The 21,778-nt window shown below is 66.2% G+C and carries 22 protein-coding genes; 10 read left to right on the top strand and 12 right to left on the bottom strand.

The genetic code is table 11. The features are described 5' to 3' along the window. Positions 1–513 precede the first annotated feature (513 nt). Positions 514–1,605: a S1 family peptidase gene (locus NMI01S_RS26880; RefSeq protein WP_167669947.1), complete on the bottom strand. Its 1,092-nt coding sequence runs from the start codon at positions 1,603–1,605 to the stop codon at positions 514–516. Positions 1,606–2,457: 852 nt separating this feature from the next. On the opposite strand from NMI01S_RS26880, the gene NMI01S_RS26890 reads away from it, so the two are divergent. From NMI01S_RS26890 to NMI01S_RS26900, 3 genes are all read left to right on the top strand, one after another. Then, the gene (locus NMI01S_RS26890) at positions 2,458–3,066 is read left to right on the top strand and encodes a hypothetical protein (protein ID WP_063001507.1); all 609 of its coding nucleotides are present in this window, start codon (positions 2,458–2,460) and stop codon (positions 3,064–3,066) included. Beyond that, positions 3,050–3,721, top strand: a complete 672-nt coding sequence (locus tag NMI01S_RS26895; protein ID WP_063001508.1) for a hypothetical protein — start codon at positions 3,050–3,052, stop codon at positions 3,719–3,721. The genes NMI01S_RS26890 and NMI01S_RS26895 overlap by 17 nt, the downstream gene beginning before the upstream one ends. Positions 3,722–3,937: 216 nt before the next feature. Next, complete coding sequence (locus NMI01S_RS26900; protein ID WP_063001509.1) at positions 3,938–4,258, top strand: hypothetical protein; 321 nt, start codon at positions 3,938–3,940, stop codon at positions 4,256–4,258. An 84-nt stretch (positions 4,259–4,342) separates the two neighbouring features. On the opposite strand, the gene NMI01S_RS26905 is transcribed toward NMI01S_RS26900, so the two are convergent. Then, positions 4,343–5,569 carry a helix-turn-helix domain-containing protein gene (locus tag NMI01S_RS26905; RefSeq protein ID WP_245717049.1) on the bottom strand — a complete coding sequence of 409 codons (1,227 nt, stop codon included), beginning with the start codon at positions 5,567–5,569 and terminating at the stop codon, positions 4,343–4,345. Positions 5,570–5,757: 188 nt separating this feature from the next. Here NMI01S_RS26905 and NMI01S_RS26910 point away from each other — a divergent pair, with 188 nt between their 5' ends. The 7 genes from NMI01S_RS26910 (at position 5,758) to NMI01S_RS26940 (ending at position 11,131) form a co-directional block, all read left to right on the top strand. After that, positions 5,758–6,087 (top strand): hypothetical protein, encoded by a 330-nt coding sequence (locus NMI01S_RS26910; protein ID WP_063001511.1) that lies wholly within the window; start codon positions 5,758–5,760, stop codon positions 6,085–6,087. A 142-nt stretch (positions 6,088–6,229) separates the two neighbouring features. Continuing rightward, complete coding sequence (locus NMI01S_RS26915) at positions 6,230–7,015, top strand: SAM-dependent methyltransferase (RefSeq protein ID WP_063001512.1); 786 nt, start codon at positions 6,230–6,232, stop codon at positions 7,013–7,015. 45 nt (positions 7,016–7,060) lie between these two features. Further along, positions 7,061–7,708, top strand: a complete 648-nt coding sequence (locus tag NMI01S_RS26920) for a hypothetical protein (RefSeq protein WP_157126384.1) — start codon at positions 7,061–7,063, stop codon at positions 7,706–7,708. After that, complete coding sequence (locus tag NMI01S_RS26925) at positions 7,705–7,950, top strand: hypothetical protein (protein ID WP_063001514.1); 246 nt, start codon at positions 7,705–7,707, stop codon at positions 7,948–7,950. Before NMI01S_RS26920 ends, NMI01S_RS26925 begins: the two co-directional genes overlap by 4 nt. A 315-nt stretch (positions 7,951–8,265) precedes the next feature. Beyond that, positions 8,266–8,883 (top strand): dTMP kinase, encoded by a 618-nt coding sequence (gene tmk / locus NMI01S_RS26930; RefSeq protein ID WP_063001515.1) that lies wholly within the window; start codon positions 8,266–8,268, stop codon positions 8,881–8,883. Between the two features lie 15 nt (positions 8,884–8,898). Next, positions 8,899–9,693 carry a DNA glycosylase family protein gene (locus tag NMI01S_RS26935; protein WP_063001516.1) on the top strand — a complete coding sequence of 265 codons (795 nt, stop codon included), beginning with the start codon at positions 8,899–8,901 and terminating at the stop codon, positions 9,691–9,693. After that, entirely contained in the window at positions 9,662–11,131 is a 1,470-nt protein-coding gene (locus NMI01S_RS26940; RefSeq protein WP_063001517.1) for a B12-binding domain-containing radical SAM protein, read from the top strand. Before NMI01S_RS26935 ends, NMI01S_RS26940 begins: the two co-directional genes overlap by 32 nt. Position 11,132: 1 nt before the next feature. On the opposite strand, the gene NMI01S_RS26945 is transcribed toward NMI01S_RS26940, so the two are convergent. From NMI01S_RS26945 to NMI01S_RS26990, 10 genes are all read right to left on the bottom strand, one after another. Then, entirely contained in the window at positions 11,133–11,588 is a 456-nt protein-coding gene (locus NMI01S_RS26945) for an NUDIX domain-containing protein (protein WP_063001518.1), read from the bottom strand. 248 nt (positions 11,589–11,836) lie between these two features. Beyond that, on the bottom strand, positions 11,837–12,643 hold the full coding sequence (locus tag NMI01S_RS26950) for a DUF4913 domain-containing protein (protein ID WP_063001519.1): 807 nt from the start codon (positions 12,641–12,643) through the stop codon (positions 11,837–11,839). A gap of 41 nt (positions 12,644–12,684) precedes the next feature. Beyond that, complete coding sequence (locus NMI01S_RS26955; RefSeq protein WP_063001520.1) at positions 12,685–14,544, bottom strand: type IV secretory system conjugative DNA transfer family protein; 1,860 nt, start codon at positions 14,542–14,544, stop codon at positions 12,685–12,687. A 52-nt stretch (positions 14,545–14,596) separates the two neighbouring features. Beyond that, positions 14,597–15,865: a hypothetical protein gene (locus NMI01S_RS26960; protein WP_063001521.1), complete on the bottom strand. Its 1,269-nt coding sequence runs from the start codon at positions 15,863–15,865 to the stop codon at positions 14,597–14,599. Then, positions 15,862–16,569 (bottom strand): hypothetical protein, encoded by a 708-nt coding sequence (locus NMI01S_RS26965; protein WP_063001522.1) that lies wholly within the window; start codon positions 16,567–16,569, stop codon positions 15,862–15,864. Before NMI01S_RS26965 ends, NMI01S_RS26960 begins: the two co-directional genes overlap by 4 nt. A gap of 313 nt (positions 16,570–16,882) precedes the next feature. Continuing rightward, positions 16,883–17,845 (bottom strand): hypothetical protein, encoded by a 963-nt coding sequence (locus NMI01S_RS26970; RefSeq protein ID WP_063001523.1) that lies wholly within the window; start codon positions 17,843–17,845, stop codon positions 16,883–16,885. Positions 17,846–17,909: 64 nt separating this feature from the next. Then, positions 17,910–18,680: a hypothetical protein gene (locus NMI01S_RS26975; protein WP_063001524.1), complete on the bottom strand. Its 771-nt coding sequence runs from the start codon at positions 18,678–18,680 to the stop codon at positions 17,910–17,912. A 205-nt stretch (positions 18,681–18,885) separates the two neighbouring features. Next, positions 18,886–19,719 carry a hypothetical protein gene (locus NMI01S_RS26980; RefSeq protein WP_157126386.1) on the bottom strand — a complete coding sequence of 278 codons (834 nt, stop codon included), beginning with the start codon at positions 19,717–19,719 and terminating at the stop codon, positions 18,886–18,888. Positions 19,720–19,912: 193 nt separating this feature from the next. After that, positions 19,913–20,854, bottom strand: a complete 942-nt coding sequence (locus tag NMI01S_RS26985) for a hypothetical protein (protein ID WP_063001526.1) — start codon at positions 20,852–20,854, stop codon at positions 19,913–19,915. Next, positions 20,851–21,729: a hypothetical protein gene (locus NMI01S_RS26990; protein ID WP_157126387.1), complete on the bottom strand. Its 879-nt coding sequence runs from the start codon at positions 21,727–21,729 to the stop codon at positions 20,851–20,853. The genes NMI01S_RS26985 and NMI01S_RS26990 overlap by 4 nt, the downstream gene beginning before the upstream one ends. Between the last annotated feature and the right edge of the window lie 49 nt (positions 21,730–21,778).

The raw sequence follows: 21,778 nt of genomic DNA on the forward strand, positions 1-21,778 counted from the left end.
TGTGCCGTAGCGGCTCGGGTTGCGGACGTGCTTGGTTGGTACTTGGCTCGGCTGCCGACAGGTCAATCGGTTGCTGGAAGTCAGCGGAAGCGTCAAACGGGGGGCACGCGTACCAACACGGTGACCGCGGCCGCGGCCACGATCGCGCCGGCCGCGATGAGAACCGTTGCCGCCCAGCCAAACCAGCTCACTGCGGCATTCAAACCATCCCCGCAGGCCATGCGCGAACTCACCAGCCTCATCGGCCCCGACGCGGCCCGCACCCACTGACCAGCAACTACGCCATATCCGCCCGAAATCGGCCAATACCACGAGGGCCGTGGCACCAACGGCCCATCTCGTCATCCATTGGAAGCTCCCGAATCGATGACTCAGTTTTGGGCACCAGGCGAGCCGTACCCGACTTACCTTCCGCAGTCGATCCCGAATCGGCCGGCACCCAGCCCGGTCAACCGGCTGTGGTCCGGATTCATCGCCAGCAGACCTTTTAGTTGCCCAACAAAGGGCAGCGCATCACTGCTGCTGATTCGCGAGCGGGCCTGTGGTGGCTCCCTCCTGACCAGACCAATCCTCGAATCTGATCAGAGATGAGAATCCGAGTTCGGTCGCTGCCTGCGCGAGTGTCGAGGACGGGATCGACCGGAAGTACGGAGCCTCACTGTTTCCCTCCTGAAAGACTGCATGGGCAACAAGACCAACGACCCTGCCGTCGAGCGCGACTACCGGACCACCACTATTCCCGCCGCGGGTGGTCGCCGAGTAAAGAAAACCAGGTCCATCCAACATTCCGACCTCTGGGTTCACGACCTCACCACGATGCACGATTAGCGGTGACTCTGTCGCACAAGGTACGGGCGGGTAGCCGAGGGTGATCACATCGTCGGCCCAGACAGGATCCCGGAATGCCAATCCCTGCGGCACATAGATCGCTTCGTCGACCGGCTCGATCTCGATCACTGCCATGTCGACACGGTCATGGACGTGAAATTTGACCACTCGCGCTCGCCCGGGGGCGACGCGGTGATGCTCGTACCAGGGCGGCGACACCGAGGAAGTGGTGATCTCTTCGTCGAGCCGCATGTCACGAACCACATGAGCGTTCGTCAGAACATGCGAGTCATCCAAAACAATCCCTGAACCGGTTCCGAAACCACCCTCTCGGGTCCGTCCACTGATCAGAACAGTTGCTGCGCCGATCGTCCGTACTATCAGTTCCGGTCCCAGTACGTCGGCAAGCCACAGGTATCCGCCGCGTTGGAAGCGAGTTATGCCGTGGTCAAGAGTTGCCCAGTACTGGTCAGCGAAGAGCAGACCAGTCGGATGCGCCAACTCCAACCGCCCCGAACGGACGAGTTGGCGGAGGATTGGACGAATATGATGGATTTCCTCAAACCACTCGACCGAGGGGTCCTCGTGATTCAGGTAGTGCAGGAAGCCCGCGACATTCAGAGGCTTAATTGTGCTGTCGCCGTCAGCATCAGTGGTTTGGGGATTGCGGCTAATTACGGTGCGCATCTGTCGGTTCTGGTGTGGCGCAAAGAAACCCAGAGCGCGGGTTGCAACCAGCAGCCGCCATGTCAGCGAGCGTGGTTCGAGGGAAGGCATCCCAACATTCTCCTCGACCGCAACGAACACGATGATCGCGGCTGTGGTTCCGAACCCGGTTCCCCCACCCTCCTCATTGCCTAATTGTCTCGCTCCAGACGGTCGCGTCAAGGGAAAACCCTTGACCCAGCCGCCTTCCGCTGAGGGCGGCAAGTATGAGAATGATGGGAGAGAGCAGTCGGAGACGGATATGCGGCCTATCCATCGCGCAAAAGCCCTAGTCATCGTCGGTACGCTCATTCACCCGCATCACGGCCTGCCTCCATCGCCGAGACACAGAGCTCTTCGCGCGTAACGTCTTTCCGAACCCAGTACCAATCGACATGCCCGTCATCGGCAGGCTTGCACCACTCGTCGACCCCATGTACCTCAAGAACCGTTCCATAGAACTGAACCATCGGGATCTCGCCGTCCGGGGATTCCTGTCCGGACTGCCTGACGCATGTAATGCGGTCCCCAACTCGGATTTCGGCCATCGCCGACGGTATGCCGGGCCGCTACTAGTACAAGTCGCCTCGCCGGAAGAGTGTTGCCGTAGGCCATTCCGGTCTCGGATCGCTGTCACGAGCGTGTCACAAGTGTCACGGACACAGCCAGACAACCGCAGATAGCCTGACCGGGTGGCGAAGCCGAATCGCCAGGATACGGACCACACCGTACATGCCAAACCTGCCTCCGGAGCAGAAGGCCGCAGGTTCGAACCCTGCCGAGGGCACAGCAGAAACTACCCCTGACCAGCACCTCAGTCGGTCGGGGTTCTCTTCGGCCCGACGACTGTAGCCTACGGCCGATTTCTGGTTTCACCCTGGTCAGCCGTGGTAACGAATCGCCGCCTGCGCGCTATCCCCTTGCATGACAACCGAACACCCGCCCGCCCCCGGCGGCTCGCGGCGCAAGCGGATCCTGCTCCTCAGCTTCCTCGGGTTTGCTGTCGTAGTACTGCTGCTCGGCATCATCGGTGCTGTCGCCGATACCGACGATGACGATTCGAAGAACTCGGCCGCCGGATCGAGCACTCGCGCCAGCGCCACAACCTCGGCCCGCGCCGCCACGCCAACCACCGTGGCGGCACCGGCCATCACGACCGCCGCCCCGCCGGCGCCCCTGCCGATGAGTGCGGCGCCCGCCGTCGTCCCGGGCGTGTCTCGCTCGCCGCGGTGTCAGCCCGTTCCAGACCGCTACCTCGCCGCGGTGAACGGCTCGTTCATCGACTCCCGGTACTCACTGGGGAACGCGTGGGCGATCAACGGCAGCGACGGCGTGTGGATCGGCGGGCACATCATGGACGGCGACAAGCGGGTGTCGAGCGCCGACGTCTGGTATGCCAAGGGCGCGGCCGTGTGGTCTCTGTCCGGCGGAGCGAGACGAAACTCACAGCTCCCCGACGGCCGCCACATCCTCAACCTCTCGGCCGGCGACGACGACGGAATCGCGGTGCAGGGCTGTGTCACTGCCCGATGACCGATTAGGCAGGCCGCGTACTCGGACTGTATGGCTATGGACGGCGACCGGGACCTCGGTCGCCGTCCTGCTGCTCTGGGGCGGGACTCAGCTCGCGAAGGCCAACGGCCAGAATGTCGACTGGTACACCGGATTCGGGCAGTGGTTGGGGGCGCTCGGCAGCCTCATAGCGGCCGTTGTCGCACTCTGGATAGCAACAACCGACCGCCAACACACCGAACGCGCTCGACAGGCAGAGCGAGACGAGGTCGCCGCAGATCGCGCACGGGAAGCCGGGCTGGTGTTCGTCGTCGCGAAGAAACTCATGACCGACGACTCGGTCACGCCAGTGACGCTGGAAGCCGGGGTGTACGTGAAGAATTGGCGCAACTCCCGGATCTTCGACCTAGAAATTTCCCGCTTCGTCCAGGACGGCGTCGTGGTCGATGACCTCAAATTCAAGCGGCGGATCATTCTCTACCCCAACCCGGGCGGCGTGGCCGAGAAACTTGAGCTGTTGCCGGTTCTCAGCCTCCAGACCGACCAAACGCTGTCTCTCTTCCCGAAGGATCTCCCCGACGTTCCCGCCGAATACGTGGCTCTCCGCTACACCGACGAGACGGGCCGCCGTTGGGAAGTAGACACAAACGGTGGCCCAGCACGCAAAATCTCCTAAAGTATGCGACACCAATTGCGAAGCCAAAGGGCGTGGCAGATGAGGTAGTCACTCACCCTCACCTGTTCAGCGACTTCCCGAGGGTCGCCGTCGGGGTCGATACCGACTCTGATCAATGACGCGCGCTCGACGTCGTCCATACATGTAGGACGGGGCGGGTTGCTGTTCGGTTGCACTCGCCGCACCGAAACAGCGGATCGATTACAGTTCGCACACATGTTCGAGGACTGGCCGGACCCGTTCAACCTCCGCCGCACCGTGGACCCGCCGCCACCGGTCCTGGTCGACCTCTCCGTCATCTTCCCCACCGGAGCCGACGTCGGCCGTCCGTTCGGACGGAATCACATCGCGATGGGTATCAAGGTTGGCGGCCTCGTCGTCACCGGTCAGACTCCCGGGCGGTTGCACATGTGGGCGCGCGCAGCCGACGGAACATGGCTCGGCCTGGTCGATTTCGTGCTGATGACCGGGAATGAGCAGGGACGGGTGCCGGTGCGGCAGTGGGTGCCGCAGCGAGCGCTCAGGGCCGCGCGTTGAGTGCGCCGGATACGCGTCGGGAGCCGCCCCGGTCAGAGCGAGGCGGCTCCCTTGACGAGCACAGTGGCACTGTGCCCCAACAGCTTACGCGGCTAGACCGACGCGCTGTCCGAGTTCGCGGACCTCGTCGCGCATCCCGGCGGGCGGCGACTTCAACAGGCCGAGGACCATGTCGCGGGCATACCCGTTGTATTTGATCGTCTCCGGGGCCGTGCGCTCCGACTTCGCGAGCAGCGCAAGCGCCGCAGTCGACTCCCCCTGCTGAGTGTGGGCACGGGCGACCTCGATGAAATGACGGCTGCGACGCGGCACCGACACGATGTCGTCCGGGTCGAACCCGGAGGCGGAGCGGAGTGCCTCACCGGAGCGTCGGAGCTCGACACCAAGCGTCACTGCGTGCGCCGACATCACTGGCATCGAGAATGACGTCTGTACGTGCCGATACGCGGGACCGAGCCGCCGGGCGAACTCATCGGCGCGCTCCCATGCTGCCCATGCGTTGCCGTACCGGCCGCGGCGGGCGTAGACGTAGGCGATTTCGGCCTCCAGCGCGCCCACGATTCCACGCCAATCGTCGGCGGTCGCGTCGCGCTCGATATACGGGGCAAGGCGGTCTATCGAGTCCCGGGAAAGATCGATCGCTTCCTCCCACCGACCGGAGTCGCGCAGCGCCTGGACCATCCCCCACGCGCTGCACGCGATCACGTACGGGTCGTCCGCTTCGTATCCCTGTTCGAGCGCCCGGTCGGCGACCATCCACACCAACTCTGGAGCGGGCTGATATGCCACGTAGAAATCGGCCAGCTGGTAGACGCCGGCGAGTAGCTTCCGCGCGGCGCGACGCTCCGGCCCGGAAGCGGTGCGTGCGGCGCCCTGCGCGTCGCGAATCAGGCCCGGCAGCAGCGCCCCGAGCTGTGTGCGGTGATCCGGGCTGGAGTGCCGGATGTGCCATGCTTGCCGCAGTCGTTCGGCGAGATGCTGCGTGCTCGGCTGCCGGTCACGCGACGTGATCCGGAAGTCGGTCAGCGCCGATTGCACCTGCGTCAACGCAGCGTGGCGCTCACCTGCGAACACCACGACAGGCACAGCGTGGTCATCTCCGGTCAATTCGGCGAGGTCCTCGATGTCCAAGGCCTGCGCGATCCGGAGCAACATCGGTAGTCGCGGGGTCTGCAGGCGGCCGGTTTCTACAGCCTTCAACCATCCGCCAGATCGTCCAAGCAGCCCCGCCAAGACGGGGCGTGACATTCCCGCGCGTTCGCGGTGAATCTTGATCCGCTGGCCAATCGCCAGGCTGTTCCCGGCATGCACGATAGTGCCTCCCGCTGATTGTGCTCGTCAGCACCAAGCGTATCGCCGATGTATGGGGTACGGAATGTACCCGGTGAATCAGTCTCGCGCTCATACGGTCTGGTCAACCTCGCCGCCGGGTGAATTCGTCATCCCCGGCGGCGAGCGGCCCACCAACTCACGGACCAGCAATCGAGAGCGAACTGACCATGAGCATCGATGCCATCGGATATGTGCGGAGCGACGTCTCCGGAACCCACCAGAAAGCCGACGAGGAACGCCTGCGCGCGCACGCCAAGTGCCACGGCTACAACCTCAAGAAGACGATCGTCTTCGGCTCACACACCGACGATCCCGAGCACCGACTCGGCGCGGTCCTCGACCGGATGGACGGTGTCGAGGCCGTCATCGTCCCCACCGTCCAGCACTTCGACGGCGACCAGGTGCCCGACGCCATCTCCTCCCACGTCGACGTCGTTGTCGTCGCGCCGCCGACCAAGCTCGTCCGGCTGGCCCAGCTCGCCCGGGTGGGCCGGTGAACCAACTCCCCCAGCGCATCCCGGAGCAGCACCTTGACGCACGGAAGTTGCCCCGCCCATCCGCCGACTACGTCGCCGCAGTCGCCGACGGCCTTCGCTGGTGGGCGGAACGCGACCGTATCGCCCCCGTGCGGCGGCCGGCATGACCGGCACCGACACCGGGGACGAGCGGCTCATCAACCGGCTCGTCGAATCCATGGGCAAACCACAATCCGCGCGGGTCTGGGATGCTCTCGACTGGGGCAAAGACAACTATGAGGTCGACCGCATTCTCGCCGAGCGTGTGCGCGCACAGTTTCCGGGCGCCAGCACCGCGGTCCGGGCCGCCCGCGTGTTCCACCGAGGTGCCATCGAGACGCTCGCACGCGATGGGGTGCGCCAGTTCCTCGATATCGGCGCCGGGCTCGGGCCGAGCGTTCACCTCGTCGCCCAGCGCGAAAAACCGGACGCCGACATCGTCTATGTGGACAACGATCCGCTCGTGCTGTGTCATGGCCGCGCGATGTCCGCCAACGACACCGTGCATTGGTTCGCGGGGGAACTCGAAAATCCGCAAGCCATCCTCGATTTCGCGAGCAAACGGCTCGATTTCAACGAGCCGACCGCGGTGTCGATTGTCGGGGTGATCGAGTTGGTGCCGGGCCAGTCCCACGCGCTGCGCTGGGTGCGTGCGCTGCTCGCGCCGCTCGCGGCCGGATCCGCGCTCGTCCTGAGCACGGCCACCGCAGACCATGCACCCGAGCAGATCGAGGAAGCCGCCCGCACATACACGAACGACGGCATCCTGTACCGGCCTCGCACCCGCGAGCAAGTCGCCGCGTTCTTCGAGCACCTGGTCCTCGATGAGCCCGGCATCGTCACCCCGACCCTCGGCAAGGCAACCGACGCCGAGGTGTCCACCTACGCGGCGATCGGCCGCAAACCGTAGCTCCCTGGCGGCAGGAACCGTCCACACAAGACAAGAGGACAGGGAATGGATTTCGGCCAACCGAACCAGAAGCCAACTGCGATATGCCTCGTACGCGCGGAAGTCTCCGGCCCCCACGCGCCACGACACGCGATGGAGGTCCAGCGTCACGCAGAACGGCTCGGCTACCTCCACCTCTACACAGTGCATCCCCCGGCCGACGCCACCGATCCGGTCGGCTACGCGCTCGGTCTGGCCGCCAGCCTGAATGTCGACGCGATGGTGGTCTACGACCTGGAAACCGTCGGCAACACGCCGAGCCGGGTCTGCGAGATGTTCGATCTCGAAACAGTCTGTCCCCCAGCGACTTGGGCTGCGGACCTGCCGGGCTTCTCCGACCCGGAGCACTCACATCCGCTGCAGCCACTCACCGCCGACACAGCGCACCAGATCATGCAGCAGCACAAGAATTGCCGAGCCGTCGAATGCCCGCGCAAGGCGAGCGCGTACAGCTGCCTCGTCCGCGAGGGCAAGATCGTTCCGCCGGTCGACATCCCTCGCGAGCGCGCAGCTGCTCACGGGCCGAGATTCCGGCCGCGGCGCACCGACGACGCTCCGCTACCGCACGGGGTGAACCTCGAGATCCTGCTCGACGTCTTAGGCGGGCTGGCCGACAACGCCTCGGTCCGGGGAAGCGATAGCGAGCCGAGATGAGCTTCACCGAACCCACTGAAGCTCAACCCGACTCGCCGCTACCGCACGAACCGGACATCGGTCTGTGCCTACTTATCACCGTCCCGAATACTCATGAGCTGAAGCTCGTCGCATGCATGCCGGCCGCGATCCGGTTCGCATTGCATTGGGTCGCCGACTACCGGGCTGTCTCGGTGACTTTCGAGGCGCCGGATCCCCGGCGCCGGCGGCTGCCCTGCGAACGATTGTGGGCACTTCCTTGAGCGATATCTGGGTTTTCGGCGGGAGCGTTCTCGGCGTGTTGGCGATCGTGGTGGCCGCGCTGTGGTGTTGGCCGAGCCGGATCCCGAAAGGCCGCTCCGTGGCCGAGATCCGACAGCGCATCGAGGATGAGGAGGACAGCGAGCCGTGACCGTCACCGCAGTTCGACGCCGCCGGAACGGGGCCGACTATTCCAAAATTCCCGTAGCGGTCTGTGCCTTGGAAGGGTTGGGAGAGATGTTTATCGAGTCGAGGCGTCTACGTCCGAGGATGTCGCTCGTTGGGACAGAGCATCGGTACAAGAGCACGAGGAGCCGATGGTGACGGGACGGCTGATCACGATCGACGGCGCGGGTGGAGTCGGCAAGTCCACCACTGTGACATCGACGGTGAAACATCTGCACAGCACAGGCTTACCCGCGTACGCGACCAGCCAGCCGAGCCGCACCGTGCTCGGTGACCACATACGCGAGTACACCGACACCTATACCGGAATTGCCTTGGCGTGCTTAGTAGCTGGGGACCGACATCACCAGCAGCGCGTGGAGATCGTGCCCGCACTCGCCGACGAGAAGATCGTGGTGTGCGACAGGTACCTGCCGTCCAGCCTGGTCCTACAAGTACTCGACGGGGTCCCCGCGGAGCGGGTATGGCAGTTGAACGAAGGGATTCGGGTCCCGGAGGTAGCGGTCGTCCTACGCGCCGACCCCAAGGTCATCGCGGACCGTCTCGCCGCGCGCGGCGCACACAACCGGTTCGAACGCCAGCCCGACTACAGCATCGCCCGCGAACTGGAGTTGTTCGACCAGGTCGCCGAGGATCTCCGCACACGTGGCTGGCCGGTCCATGTGATCGACTGCACCGAGCACACGGAGAACGAGACCACCCTGGCCATCGCCCACCTCGTCGGGCCCGCCGCCGGACCATCACGCTAGCGAAGGACGTACTGCATGATCATGACCGACCACCCCGCCTGGCTGCATACCGACGCCGGTGCCGCATACCGGGCCGTCGCCGTCGGCGATTCAGCCGTGTTGATCAAGGCTGATTCTGCCGAGGGAACCGAAGCCGTCGACTCCGGTGGAAGCACCATAAGAATCGATACGGTGGATCCGAGCGTTTTGTCCGGCCCCGACGACCTGGTGACGCCGCTGAAGAATGCCGGAATTGTTGTGCGCGTAGCCAATCCGTCGCTGTGGAATGCGGTGACGGCGGCGATTATGCGGCAAGTGGTCCAAGCCGGACACGCCCGCACCCGATACCTCAGATTCTGCATCGCCTACGGTGAACCTGTCACCCGCGACGGTTTGACGGCGTGGCTGTTCCCCGAGCCGCATCGGATCCTCGCCCTCACCGACGAACAGTTCGGAACCGTCGGCGCGGCATTCCCCAAGTCAGCGCTACGCGACGCTGCACGCTGCTTCCTCACCCACGGCGAGGTCTGGGAAACGTTGCCCGCCATCGACCTGGTGCAGGCGCTGCAAACCATCCCCCGGGTCGGGCGATGGACGGCATGTACTGCTGTCGCCGACTACACCAACGACTTCAGCTTCTACGACTACTCCGACATCGCTGTTCAACCGGCGGCACGGCGCCTCAACCCCGAGCGGGACTGGCCCAAGGGAGCGCCGGCGTTCAAGGCCGCCTGGGAAGAGATGGCGGGAAACCAGTTGTCCGCCTGGACAATTCTGACACTCACGTGGGGGATCAACCATGGAAAGCTCGACCGCTCGACCGCATACTGACCCGCTCGCCGGAGCCGACCCGAAACGCAACCTCGACCTGCTCCTGGTCAACGCCCCGCTACGCGACTATTCCGTCCGGCCGCGGGTCAACGACTTCACACTCCCAGTGCTCGGGATGGCCTACATCGCCACCTACGCAGCCCACCAAGGGTACAACGTCGCCGTCCTCGATGCCGAAGCCCACGGCCTCGGCATCAGCGAAACAATCGACGTAGTGAACGAGGCCCGCCCGCGTTGGGCGGGAATGAACTTGCTCGCGCCGACCTACGACATCTCCGCGACCATCGCTGCCGGACTCGACCCCGCCATCTCGGTCATGCTCGGCGGCCACCAGGCCAAGGCAATGCCGACCGCCATACTCACCGACCCTCGAATGAGCCGTTGCGCCGCACTGGTACTCGGAGAAGCCGAAACCCGAGTAGCCGAGCTACTGAGAGATCACCACAACCGCACTCGACTCCCCGGGGTCATGTGGCTGGACCCGATCCTGAAAACTCCGGTCACCGGCGGCGTCCCCGGTATGCAGCACCATCTGGCACCGGACATCGACACGATGCCGTTCGTCGATCGCGCCTACCTGTGCCAGGACCCCCATTGGGAGGGCGGTCGCTGGGAAGCCAACATGGTCGGCGCCCGCGGCTGTCCCTACAACTGCACTTTCTGCGGCGCCGCTGCCAGCGCCAACCCCGACATCACCATCCGAGTTCGCAAGCCCCACAACATCATCGAGGAACTGACGCAGCTGCGCGAGCAGCACGATGTGACCGCATTCCGGTTCGTCGACGACCTGTTCCTCGGCTGGAAAAAGGTCATCGAAACAATGATGAACGCCTTCAGCACCGAACGCATCGGCGACTGGGCACGCTGGGACGCCACCGGGCGTATCAACGTCCTCGACCACACATCCGACGCCATGCTGGATACCTTGGCGGCCAACGGGTTACGCGAGGTCGCGCTCGGCATCGAATCCGGCAGCGACCGCGTCCTGCGATACATCGACAAACGCATCACCCCCGAAATGGCCGTCCGCGTCGCCCACCGGCTTCTGATGCGAGGCATCAACGTCAAGGGCTACTTCATCCTCGGCTTCCCCGGTGAAACGAAAGAGGAGATAGACGACACCGAAACCCTGATCCACCGACTGTGGGACGCCACAGACCTTCTCCCGGGGACGTTTCGAGCGAGCGTGTTCGAGTTCCGGCCCTACCCCGGCACCCCGGAATGGACCCGCCTCATGGCCACCGGCCGCTACACACCGCAGCAGCTGCTCGACTACTCCCCCGTCGACCTCACCGCCGGTGGAGTCGACGAAACCATGTACGGCCGAGACGAATTCAACTTCTCCACCGGCATCCAGCTGTCAGAAGCACCGATCAGCTACATCCGCGACAAACTGACCTACCTCAGCCGCACGCAATACGCACGCACCCACGGCTGAACTACACGACAGCGGGAACGGGCCAACCGTATTCGCTGAACAACGCGGCGTCACGGTCGAGGAAGGCCTGGATACCGATGGCCGGGTACTCAATGATGTCGTCGGGCAGCTCGTCGAATCTGAACCACGTCACTCCCAGGCACTTGTCCGGTTCTCGGTTCACCGGCTCGCCCTGCCACCGCGTCGTGTGCAGAAACACGCCCAGACGCGGCTCCGGACCCGAGCCAGCCACATGCACGACGTGAACAACGCGTAGATCAGCGGGATCGATCACGACCCCGACTTCCTCATACGCCTCGCGCGCTGCGGCCGCGGTGATGGCCTCTGCTTTGTCGAGCTTTCCCGAAGGCAGGTGCCATCGACCGGCGAACTCATCGGTGCCGCCGCGACGGGTCAGCAGAAGCCGGTCACTGTCGGTGAGAAGTATATGGACGTCGATCAGGTGGCGGTCGGCCATCGAAGACAACTCCTGAAGGGTTTCGGGGTCGCGGAGACCCTACGCCGCACCGCCATCGGGTACCGCGTCAGGCACACGTGTGTCGCCAGCCAAGCGGCATCCGTGACCAGTCGCGCTGTTGCATCAGCCCGACCCACCACATGGTCACAATGACGTCAATTCCCACGCTGCTGCTTCAGCGGTTCCCCCGGGGGCACCCACCCGCCACCCGGGATCGTCATCGACGCGTACGGGTCCGCGTATGGCACTCATCGGTGTTCCGGGTGGTCCCGGAAGTCTGGTCCGAATCCCAGATCGTCTGTCGGGGCGGTGTTTCCGAGTGTGGTGAACCAGTTGGCGGGGACGTCTGCGGTGGGTAGTCCGGTTTCGGGTGTGTGGTGGTCTGGGGTGCAGCGGTGTAGGGGCCCGTTGGCGGCGTCGAGGATGTACCGGAAGTGGGGGTCGATGTGGGAGACGAACAGTGTCGACATGGCAGAGCCGTCCTCGGCGACGCGGGCGGCTTCGAATACGACATGTAGGGCGGCGAGGCGCACGGCGACGCTGCGGTGGTCCCACCAGCGTCGACACCACGTGTATTGGTCTTCGCGGTGGTTGGCAGCGATGCGGACCGCGGTGACCGGCAGCAGCCACTGCTCGACGAAATCGGCATAGTGGCCGAACCGATAGGGCTTGGTGTTGCCGGACTCGGTATCGGACTTGCCCGGGGGTTTGAACCATCCGGGCGGCACGGGTTCGCAGGAAAGTGACGGGAGGGCGACGTGTTTGGTGCGGGTGCAGCGGTGCAGGGGTCCGTTGGCCGCGTCGAGGATGACGCCGAAGTGAGGGTCGACGTGATGGAGTATGAAGGTCGACAGGCCCGCGGCGTTCTTGTCGGCACGCATGGCTTCGAAGCCCCGGTGCAGGTGAGCGATCCGCACGCTCACCGCGCGGTGGCGCCACCATTGGCTGCACCAGGTCCAGGTGTGTTCCCGGTTGGCTTCGGCGAGACGGACGGTGACGAACGGGAACAGCCATTGCTCGGCGAAGGTAACGAAGTCCGAATACGCCGGCGCCATGGGCTTCCGCTGTCGTGCAGCTCCAGGTGTTGCGGGTGGGGTCATAGCTCGACTCCTGCTGCGCCACCTGGGTTGTCCGGCCGCGCCGGTGGGGTGGCTGGGCTGGGTGGGTTGGCATAGCGGGCAAGAGATCGGGTGACCAGTGGTTCGAGGGTGGGGTTGTCCCACCAGAACTGCTTTTCGATCAAGACGGGTTCGTGACCGGGGAGGCGGACCATGGCGCGGTCTTTCGGGAGGCGTGCGAGTTTGGCGACGTTGAGGATGGGTTCGGCGCGCCAGCTGGTGCTGCGGTTTGTGCCTCCCGGCCCGGTGGAGCGGGAGTGGTCGGCGACGTCGTGGTCGTCGACCAGACGCGCCCACTGCTCCAGATAGGTCGGTGTGGCGATGTTGCCGCCGTAGATCTCGATCGATTGGGCGCGGATGACGGTCAATCCGTTTGTGCCCCAGAGGTCTTCGGCTTGTTCGAGGACTTGCACGATGGTCAGCAGGATGACGCCGCATCCGGCGGCGTAGGTGTAGTAGCTGGGTAGTGCGTCGATGAGTGCGCAGTTCGCTGCTTCGTCGAGCACTGCCAGCAGCGGCACGGCGAGGCGGCCGTCGGGACGTGCACGCGCGAATGCCAGTGCGGATTCGAGGATTTGACCGACGAGGGCGGCGGTGAGGGCTGCGGCGGAGTCGGGTCCGGTCATCGACAGCGCGTAGAGGGTGTCGTTGCTGGTGATGAACTCGGCGGGTTTGAATTCGGGCAGGTTGTGCGTCGCCGCAGCGAGGGTGCTGTGGAGGACGATCGATTCGCTGGTCTCGTAGACGGTGACGCGTTTGCGGGCGGGTGGGGTGATCATGGTGGCGTAGTCCTCGTCGGAGAGCACGTTCAAGAACCTGCGCGCCATGTCGTACAACCCGTCCCTCTGGCGCGCGTACAAGCCTTGCGCGTCGAGGATGCGTTGCGCCGCGCGGACATGATTGTGGTGGCGCAAGACCAGGATCGGGGTCTGATCCTGGTCGCTGGACAGCCATTCGGCGACGTGGAGCAGGTCACCCTCGACACACGCGGCCGCCAGAAGATACAACGACAGCAATTCTTGAGCGCCACCATCGAAGTACGAGTCGACACGTGCGTTCGCTCGCTCCGACGCTGATCCCGACGCCCCAGAAACGAAGAAGGAGGCCAGTTTTCGTGCGGAGGCGAGGGTGCGGACTCGGGCGAGCAGGTCGACCCAGAACCCACACACCGGCCGTCCGGTCACAGCCTGAAGATCGCACAGCCAGACTCGGCCGCGTTGTTCACGCCCGAGTACGGTGTGGCGGTAGAGGTCGGGTTTGTTGGAGGTCGCCAGCACCGGCCCCCATGCACTCAGCACCGCGGGGATCGCCCATGCCATTGTTTTGCCGGTGCGCTGCCCGGCCGCGATGAACACACCCATCTCTGCCGGCACGAACAACTCCACTCCCCCGACGACGGTGCGGCCCAACGGCGGCCCCGGCTGCGCCCGCACCTCCGCTGGCGCGTCTTTGAGCAGCCGCTGGCCGGCGGTGGCGTTGTCTTGCTGTCGCGCGGCAGAAATGTGTCGCGGGGAAACCATAGTGCGCGCCGCGCGATCGATGTCGTTGCGCCGCATCAATACCCACCGCCTGCGAAACACGCTCGCGAGCGCTCCGCTGGCGGCGATCGCTATAGCGAAGATCGCGCTGGATTGCCACGGCCATCGATGCTGGCCCACCATTACCTGCAACAGTGCCGCTGCTGGGTGCGCGGTGATGGGCAGTCCGGCGCACCAGCTTCCGGCCGACAGCGCTCCGTAGGCAAGGAGCGCCGCAGCGATGACGCCGAGGGCGATGAGAAGCAGCCAGGTTTCCTCGCCGAGCCCGCCGGTGGTTCGGCGCCGCGTCTGCCGCGCCATCACGCCGCCCCCCCTCGGGACAACAGCTGTGCATAACTCTGGCCGAGGGCCATCACAAGCTCACCTCCCGATCGAGCTGGGAGACAACCTCTTTTGCCGCCACCAAATCGGCGGGCGGGGACCATTCGCCGACGTCGGTGTCGGGGAGGGCGACGTCCACGGCGGTGCTAATGGCGGCACCTGCACCGCCGCCGCGCATTGGAGCATCTGCAGCCTCCACCGGGCCGCGGTGAGTGATCGGTATTGCCGGGTCTGCGGTCGGGCCGGGCGCTGAGGTGAGTTGGTTGTGGTAGGACTCTGCGGCGGCACGGGCGTGGTCGCGGTGTTCGAGCAGTTGGGCGATGCGTCCCAGCTGGGGATCGGAGGGTTGTGTGGCCCAGTAGGTTCCGTCGCGGCCGGTGGCGTAGGCGGTCTGCACCTGGTCGTCGGTGAGCCCGATAGCGAGGGCGTCGCGTCGCGCGGCGCTGAGCCCGGCTCGTAGCCGGTCGAGGCGGGCGATGCGGGCTTGGTCGTCGGTGCCGTCGAGGTGGTCGGCGACGTTGCTGTGCTCGGCGGCGAGGTCCTGGATCTCGCGCAGGGCCTCGACATGGCGGCGTTCCCATGTTTCGGCGTGGCTGTAGTCGGCCGAGATTCGCGCTTCACGAACTGCGCGCGGCAGCAGCATCTTCCGTGCCTCACGCCCGTCATCGAGATCGGCTGCTGTTTCCTCGGTTTCGAGCAGGGCGTCGGTGTCGGCGATGACCGCGTCGACCTGCGCGAGGCTCGGCAACGCCACAGCCTGGTGTCTCGGCGCGCCCAGAGTGCGCTCCACCGCGGTGCGTCGATCGACCTCATTCTCCGGTCGCGGTATCGGCGTTGGGGTGGCGCCCATGTCGGGTTGCAGGTAGGGGTAGCGGCGGACGGCGTCTTGGCTGGAGCCGGTGACGGTGCTGGTGCCGTGGCCGGTGATGAGGCGGGCTTGTTGCAGGGTGCGCCAGATGTCGTCGTCGATCGCTACCTCGCCGGTGGCGCGGGCGCGGGCGATCTGGTCGTAGTTGCGGCGCGCGATCTCCGGTTGGGTTCGCCATCCGGCAACTACTCGTTGCAGTCCCGCCCAGGTGCCGCGCCAGTGTTCGGACTCGTGGCGCGCCCACCGGATCGCCAACTCGTCAGCGCGGGAGTTGAATTCGGCTCGCGCCTCGGCCGTGGCGGCGGAGGGAGCGATCTCGCGGAGCTGGTAGTAGCGGGCGAAGTCGGCGCGCAGCTGCCGCTCGGTAGGTGAGGCGGCGTCGCGGTAGTAGTCGGGGTTGGTGAATCCCAGCGGCTCGTCCAGCACGGTCACGGCGCCACCTCCGGCCCATGATCCGACGTGCCGGGCGGTAGCCCGGTGTCGGGGTCGGTGGCATCGGGCCAGTAATCGGGCTGGCAGGGCAGTGCGGTGTCGATCGCGGTACTGATCCCACTGCTGGTGTCGAGCGATGTGGTGTGCTCGAGGGCGTCGATGTCGTTGGCCAGTGCCAACTCGGCGTTGGTTTGAGCCAGCGCGCGGGCAGGCTGCGGGCCGGGTTCGGTGTTGTGGTGGCGGTGTCCGGTGAGCCAGTCGGCGTCGACGAGTTCTTCGGTCTGGCGGGCGATGGTGTTGCGGGCGTGGGCGAGGTCTTCGGACAGAGTTTCGATCCGAGTGTGGGCGTGGTCGAGCTTGTTTTCGAGTTCGCGGATGCGGACGCGGTCGGTGCCGGCGCGGGCCTCGGCGAGGGTGAGTTCGTGGGCGAGGTGTTCGAGCCGTCCCAGCAGGGGGTGGGCGGGTTGCTGGTCCCAGCCCACTCCGGCGAGCCCGAGGTCGTGGGCGGTGTCGATGTCGCTGATCGGCACCCCGCCCTGGACTGCGTCGAGGTAGGCGCGACGCAAATCGTCTTCGATGCCGTTGATCGCGGTCAACCGCCACTCGCCGGGACCGGCAGCCGGGGTGTCGGGGGCCGGGTGGTGTTGCCAGTCGATGTAGCGCTTCATCGAGTCCTGCACGGCGCGCAGCGCGGTCGCGCGCACGGCATCGGGGTCGTCGGGCCCGAACCGGACGGCCAGGGGGCTGGCTACGGTGCGGGATCGAAACGCCGTCGCTGGTATTGGCGCAGGGGCCGCTGGTTCGGACGGAGACGCGCTCGCTGCGGGGTCCGGCGTGTTGGCGCCGGGAGAATTCGACGGTGGGAATGTGTTGTCGGACATCGTATTCCGCCTTCTGGTGAAGCGGGCCGCGACCGGTGGTCGTGGCGTGACGGGATGTCCTCGCGGTATCGGGGTGGAATCGTGCTTGAAGTGAGGGCGGCGCCAGCGCCATCACCGGGAGTTGGCGGTGCGACGGTCAGGGTTCGGGTCCGAGGTCGGGTCGTGTGGAGGTTGGCTGTGCTGCGGTGGCGGGGTCGGGGGCCCAGTCACGGGCGGTGGCTTCGGGCAGAGCGATATCGATGGCGGTTGCGTGGTGGATCGGGAGCCGGTCGGTGCGCTCGGGGTCGATACCGAGCGCGGCGGCGGCGCGCGCGATCAATTCGTCGGGGTCGGGTGGGCGTGCCTGGGCGTGGGTGGTCGGGGCTCCGGTGTCCGGGTCGACGGGGATGTAGGGCGGCAACGCTGGGTCCGTTGTGGGTCGGGTGTAGCGGCGCCATTCGAATTCCAGTTGCAGGTCGTCCCATCGGTTGATCTGCGCGGCGGCCTGCTGGCGGGCGGTATGGACTTGCGGGCTGTTCCATAGGGCGTCGACCTCGGGCGCCGACAGTTGCGCGGCGTCGGACAGCCCGGTCGCGCGCTGATGGTGCAGATTCATGGTGCGGTGGAACTGCATATCGGCGACCGGGTCGGCGCCTAACCCCAAACGGCCGGCGCTGAGGCGGGCATCGCGCGCCGCTGACAGCAGTGCCATCCGATGCACATGCCACACATCGACGACAGCCATATCGATGAACAACTGCTTCGACGCCGACGCGGCGGCCTCGGGTATCCCGGCTGCTGGGCTCGGAGGCGCGACAGCCTGCGCAATTTCGGTTGTGGGCGTGGGGAGTTCGGCTGCTTCGGCACCGTTGGTTCGGGCGCGGTCGACCCATTGGGGCGGGATGCCGAGCTCGATGGCCAGTTGCTCGGTGGTTTCGCGTTCGGCTTCCAACGCGTCCAGATGCGAGCGCCACTCTTGTTCGGGCGTGCCGTCGGTGCCGGCGTAGCCGCCGAAGCCTCGTGCCTGCACCGACGCGTGCTCGCGCGCGAGGCGGTCGATGCGGCCCAGCAACTTCGCCTGCCACTGTTCGATCGATACTGCGGGGTCAGGTTCGGTCATGGTCGATACCTCTTGGCGGGAAAATACGCTGCGTGTCAGCGGGTTCGGATGGGGCTGGTGCTGGTCATAGCTGGGTTCCGGCGTCGAAGTCGTGGCCGGAATGCGGTGGTGGGCCGGTGGATGTGTGTGTGTTCCAGTGGGTGTGGTCGGCCTCGGTGGGCAGAGCGCGGTCGATCGCATAGGCGACGGTGTCGGCGCCGGTCGCCGGTCGGGACAGGAATGCCGCTGCGGCGGCGGTTTTCATGGCGTGCGGCGTGGGAATGCGCACGGGTTGTTCGGACAGGGCGACGTCCATGCGCAAGGTGATGGCCGTCGCATCGCGTATCACGCTGGTTTCGATGCCAGGGCGGGCGTAGACGCGCCAGCGTTCCTCGACTGCTTCGTTGTCGTAGGTATGTGTCGTGGCGTCGAGGATTCGCTGCCAGTCACTGCTGGTCCGCGCCCACATTCCGGCGGATTCCTCGACGGTGAGGCCGATCGCGTCGGCGACGTTGCCGGCCCGTATCCACAACGCGCTCAGGTTGCGCTCGAACTGAGCGACCATCCACGGTTCGGGCTCGAACCGGGGTGCGTCGGTGACCGCACGCATCCGGTGGGCGACGTCGATCCCAGCCATGTGCTGGATCTGCCATACGTCGCTGGCCACCCAGCCCATCACGTGCTCGCGCACCGCATCGGCGCCCGGCTCGGGGTTGAGGTCGGCTCGGCGTCCGCGGCTTCCCGCCGCTCGGGCGGCGGCGATCTCAGCGGGCGGGATGCCGATCGCGAGCGCGCGGGCTTCGATCTCGCTGCGGTCAGCCGCCAGCTGCAGCAACTGAGTGCGCCATGCCAGCATGGCCGACTCCCCCGCCCCGGGCGGGTGTCGTAGCCCTCGCGCAGGAGCCGGCCGCGGTCGTCGGACAAGTCCTGGATCCGGTCGAGCAGTCTTTGCTGCCACACCGGTCTTCGCTGGACGAGAGGTGATTGTGGTTCGGTCATCGGCGATCTCCTGGGTTCGGATTGATCTGCGTTGTTGCTGTTTTCGGTTGGTTGGGTTGCTGTCACGGTTCGGGTCCGGTGTCGAGGGCGGGGCCTGCAACCTGATTCGGGTCAGGTGTGGGGATTTCCGGCACAAATGCGCGGGGCAAATCAGGGAGTGCAGCGGCGATATCGGCGTCGATCGCGGCGCCCCCACTGACCGCCGTGTCGACGCTGCGGTCGGGATGCAACTCGGCGCTGATTTGGGCGATCAGCGATTGCGGTGGCGGCACCAGTTCGCGGTCGGGGTCCCAGATCACGTCGCCGTAGTCGGCCAGCGACGCGTGCGTGGTCACGTCGGCATCCGGAGCTGACAGGTGGGTATGCCATCGCCGTGACAGCTCGGCAGGCCCGATGTCGCGTATGGGCTGCGTGAAAGAGGCGAGCCATGCGGGACTCTCAAGGCCGGGCCAAATCTCTTCGCGTTCGGCGCCAACAGGTGTCAGCAGAGCCGCCACCGTGCCGATGCGATCCCATCGCTGGCCCAGCATTTCAGCGAAAGCGTCCTGCTCTCGGTCGGGTACAGCGGCGATCCGGGACCGGTAGGCGGCATGCACGGCCGCGATGTGCCCCAGCTCCCGTGCCTGCCCGCCCACTGCGGCGATCAGTTCGGCGCGGGCCCGCGGGTCTGTGTCCGGCCAGCGGTCGGGTATCTGTCCGGCCGCGGTGGTGGTGCGGGCGTAGTCAAGCCACGGTGAAGCGATGCCGCCGGCGCACCCGAGGGCGGTGAGTGCGTCGACGCGGTCGTGCATCTCGTCGAGGTAGTCGTTCCACAGTTCGGAGGGAAAGTGACCGAATTCGCCTCCGAGACGGCCAGTTTCCCGCATCCGGCGCAGTCCGTCGGCGACGTCACGCAAACGCCGTAGCAGCGCGGCCTGGGCGGCGTTCGGTCCCCGGACATGGTCGCTGCCCGACGAGACGGTCGACGTCTGCGCTCCGATGCGGGCTGGATCGGGTGTCGGGTGGGGAGTCGTCATCCTTTTGCTCCTGGTGTTGAGCTCTGTGCTCCGCCGGATAGTCAGCGGCTCGAGAGGGTCTGCCCCTGCGCGGTCACGGGCTGGGGCCGCTGTCGCGATGTATGAGTGCCGGGCCGGCGCCGACGTGCTGCTGGTCGCCGGCAGTTGGCGCGGGGAATTCGACGGACCGAGGCTCGCCTAACGCGGCGGTCACGGCGCTGTCTGTGGCTGCGCCGAGTGGCAGATCGTGCGCAGCCAGACCGGGTGGCAGTCGCAGAGCTGCGGCGATGTGCTCGACCATCACCGCGGGGACGGGCGCGATGGCGGAATCCGGGATGAAGTCGAGGTCGCCGTGGTCGGTCAGCAGCCGGTAGGCCGCCACCGATGTGGGTTCGTGTTCGGCGTGGGCGCGCCATTGCTGTGCCAGCAGGTCGGGACCACGGTCTCGCACCGTGGCCGCCAGAGCGCGGGCCCAGATCGGATCCGAGGCAGGCCTGATCCGGTCACGTTCGGGTCCGATCAGATCCAAGAGCGCCGCGATCGAGGTCAGACGCTCGTGGCGCAACGCTGTTGTGGGTTCGATTCGTGTGCGCAGCAATTCGGGTTCGTCGCTGCGGGCACGGGTGCGGTAGGCGGCATGGACGGCCATGACGTCGCTGAGGTCGCGGGCTTCGGCCACGAGGTCGTCGATGAGGCGGGCCCGGGGCACGGGTTGCGGGACGGGCCATCGTTGCGGAGTCCGCCACCCCGTGCCGCGCTCGCCCTGCTGGCGAGCGAGATCGATCCACCGCTGCGGGATCCCACCGGCGTGGCCCAGCTCCACCAGCGCGGCGCTGCGCGCCATCAGGGCATCCAGGCGCCCGAACCAGGCAGGTTCGGCCAAAACTCCTGTCTCATAGTCGTTTCGGGCGGTATCGAGCAACACCCTCGTCTGGGCCGCCACCGCACACAACCGCCGCAGCAGTACCTTCTGCGCCGCATTCGGCGCCACCGGACGCCGACCGGCCGCACCGACAGCGCGTTCCGGCCCGGTCACAGTTCGACCTCGACTCCGGTGCCGGGCTGTCGTGGCAGCGGCGGAAGATCCGCCACCAGGCCGTCATGGCCGCCGCTGCCGATTCCGGCTACGGCCAGCGCCCTATCGATGCCTTGCCCGGCCGGTGCGACCAGATCGGCTACCGGACGCCGGTCTGAGGCCTCGGATATAGGAACTGTGTTGTGTCCGAGCTCGTTTCGAAGGATCTGGAGGATCTGATCGGGTGGTAGGAGTGCGGCGCTGGTTGGTGCGGTGATGCCGGCTTTGGTGAGTGCGCGGGCCTGCAGGACGATGCTGGTCTGGTCGCTGCGGGCGTGGGCGCGCCAGCGGGAGTCGAGTTCGTCGACACTCGCGGCGCGGGCCCCCTCGGCGGCGGCGGCCCAGTGCTGGGGCGAGTTCCACATTCGCTGGGCTTCGTCATCGGTCACGGCGAGCAGCCGTGCGAGTTGGACCAGACGGGTGCGGGATCTGCGCAGGTTGCGCATGACCCAGGTCGCAGTGCCTGGTTCGGCGTGCGCGCCGCGGTGCTCGTAGGCGACCGCCACTGCGGCGAGGTCTTGAATCCGGTGCGCCTCACCGGCCAGCCCGACCAGCAGCCTGGTCCGGTCCACCGGTTTCGGGATGCGCCAGTGCAGGTCACGTCGCCACGGCTGTGCCAGATGGGCACGCGTGCGCGCCTGGTTCAACCACTCGCGCGGCACCCCGGCGGCCAGTCCCGCTTTCTCTAGTTCTTGGCCGAGCAGGACCTCGGTGCGAAACGCCCGCGACCACGACGGCGGCGGAAGCTCACCGGTCTCCTCCCGCCCTGCCCGCGCCGCAGCGGCCATCTCCCGCGCCGCCGACGCATGCGAATACACACCTGCGAGCAGCTTCATCTGCCACCGATCGGGCACAGCCACACCCGATTCGCGGACAAGAAGGGGG

The organism is Nocardia mikamii NBRC 108933, from assembly GCF_001613505.1.
GTDB lineage: Bacteria > Actinomycetota > Actinomycetes > Mycobacteriales > Mycobacteriaceae > Nocardia > Nocardia mikamii.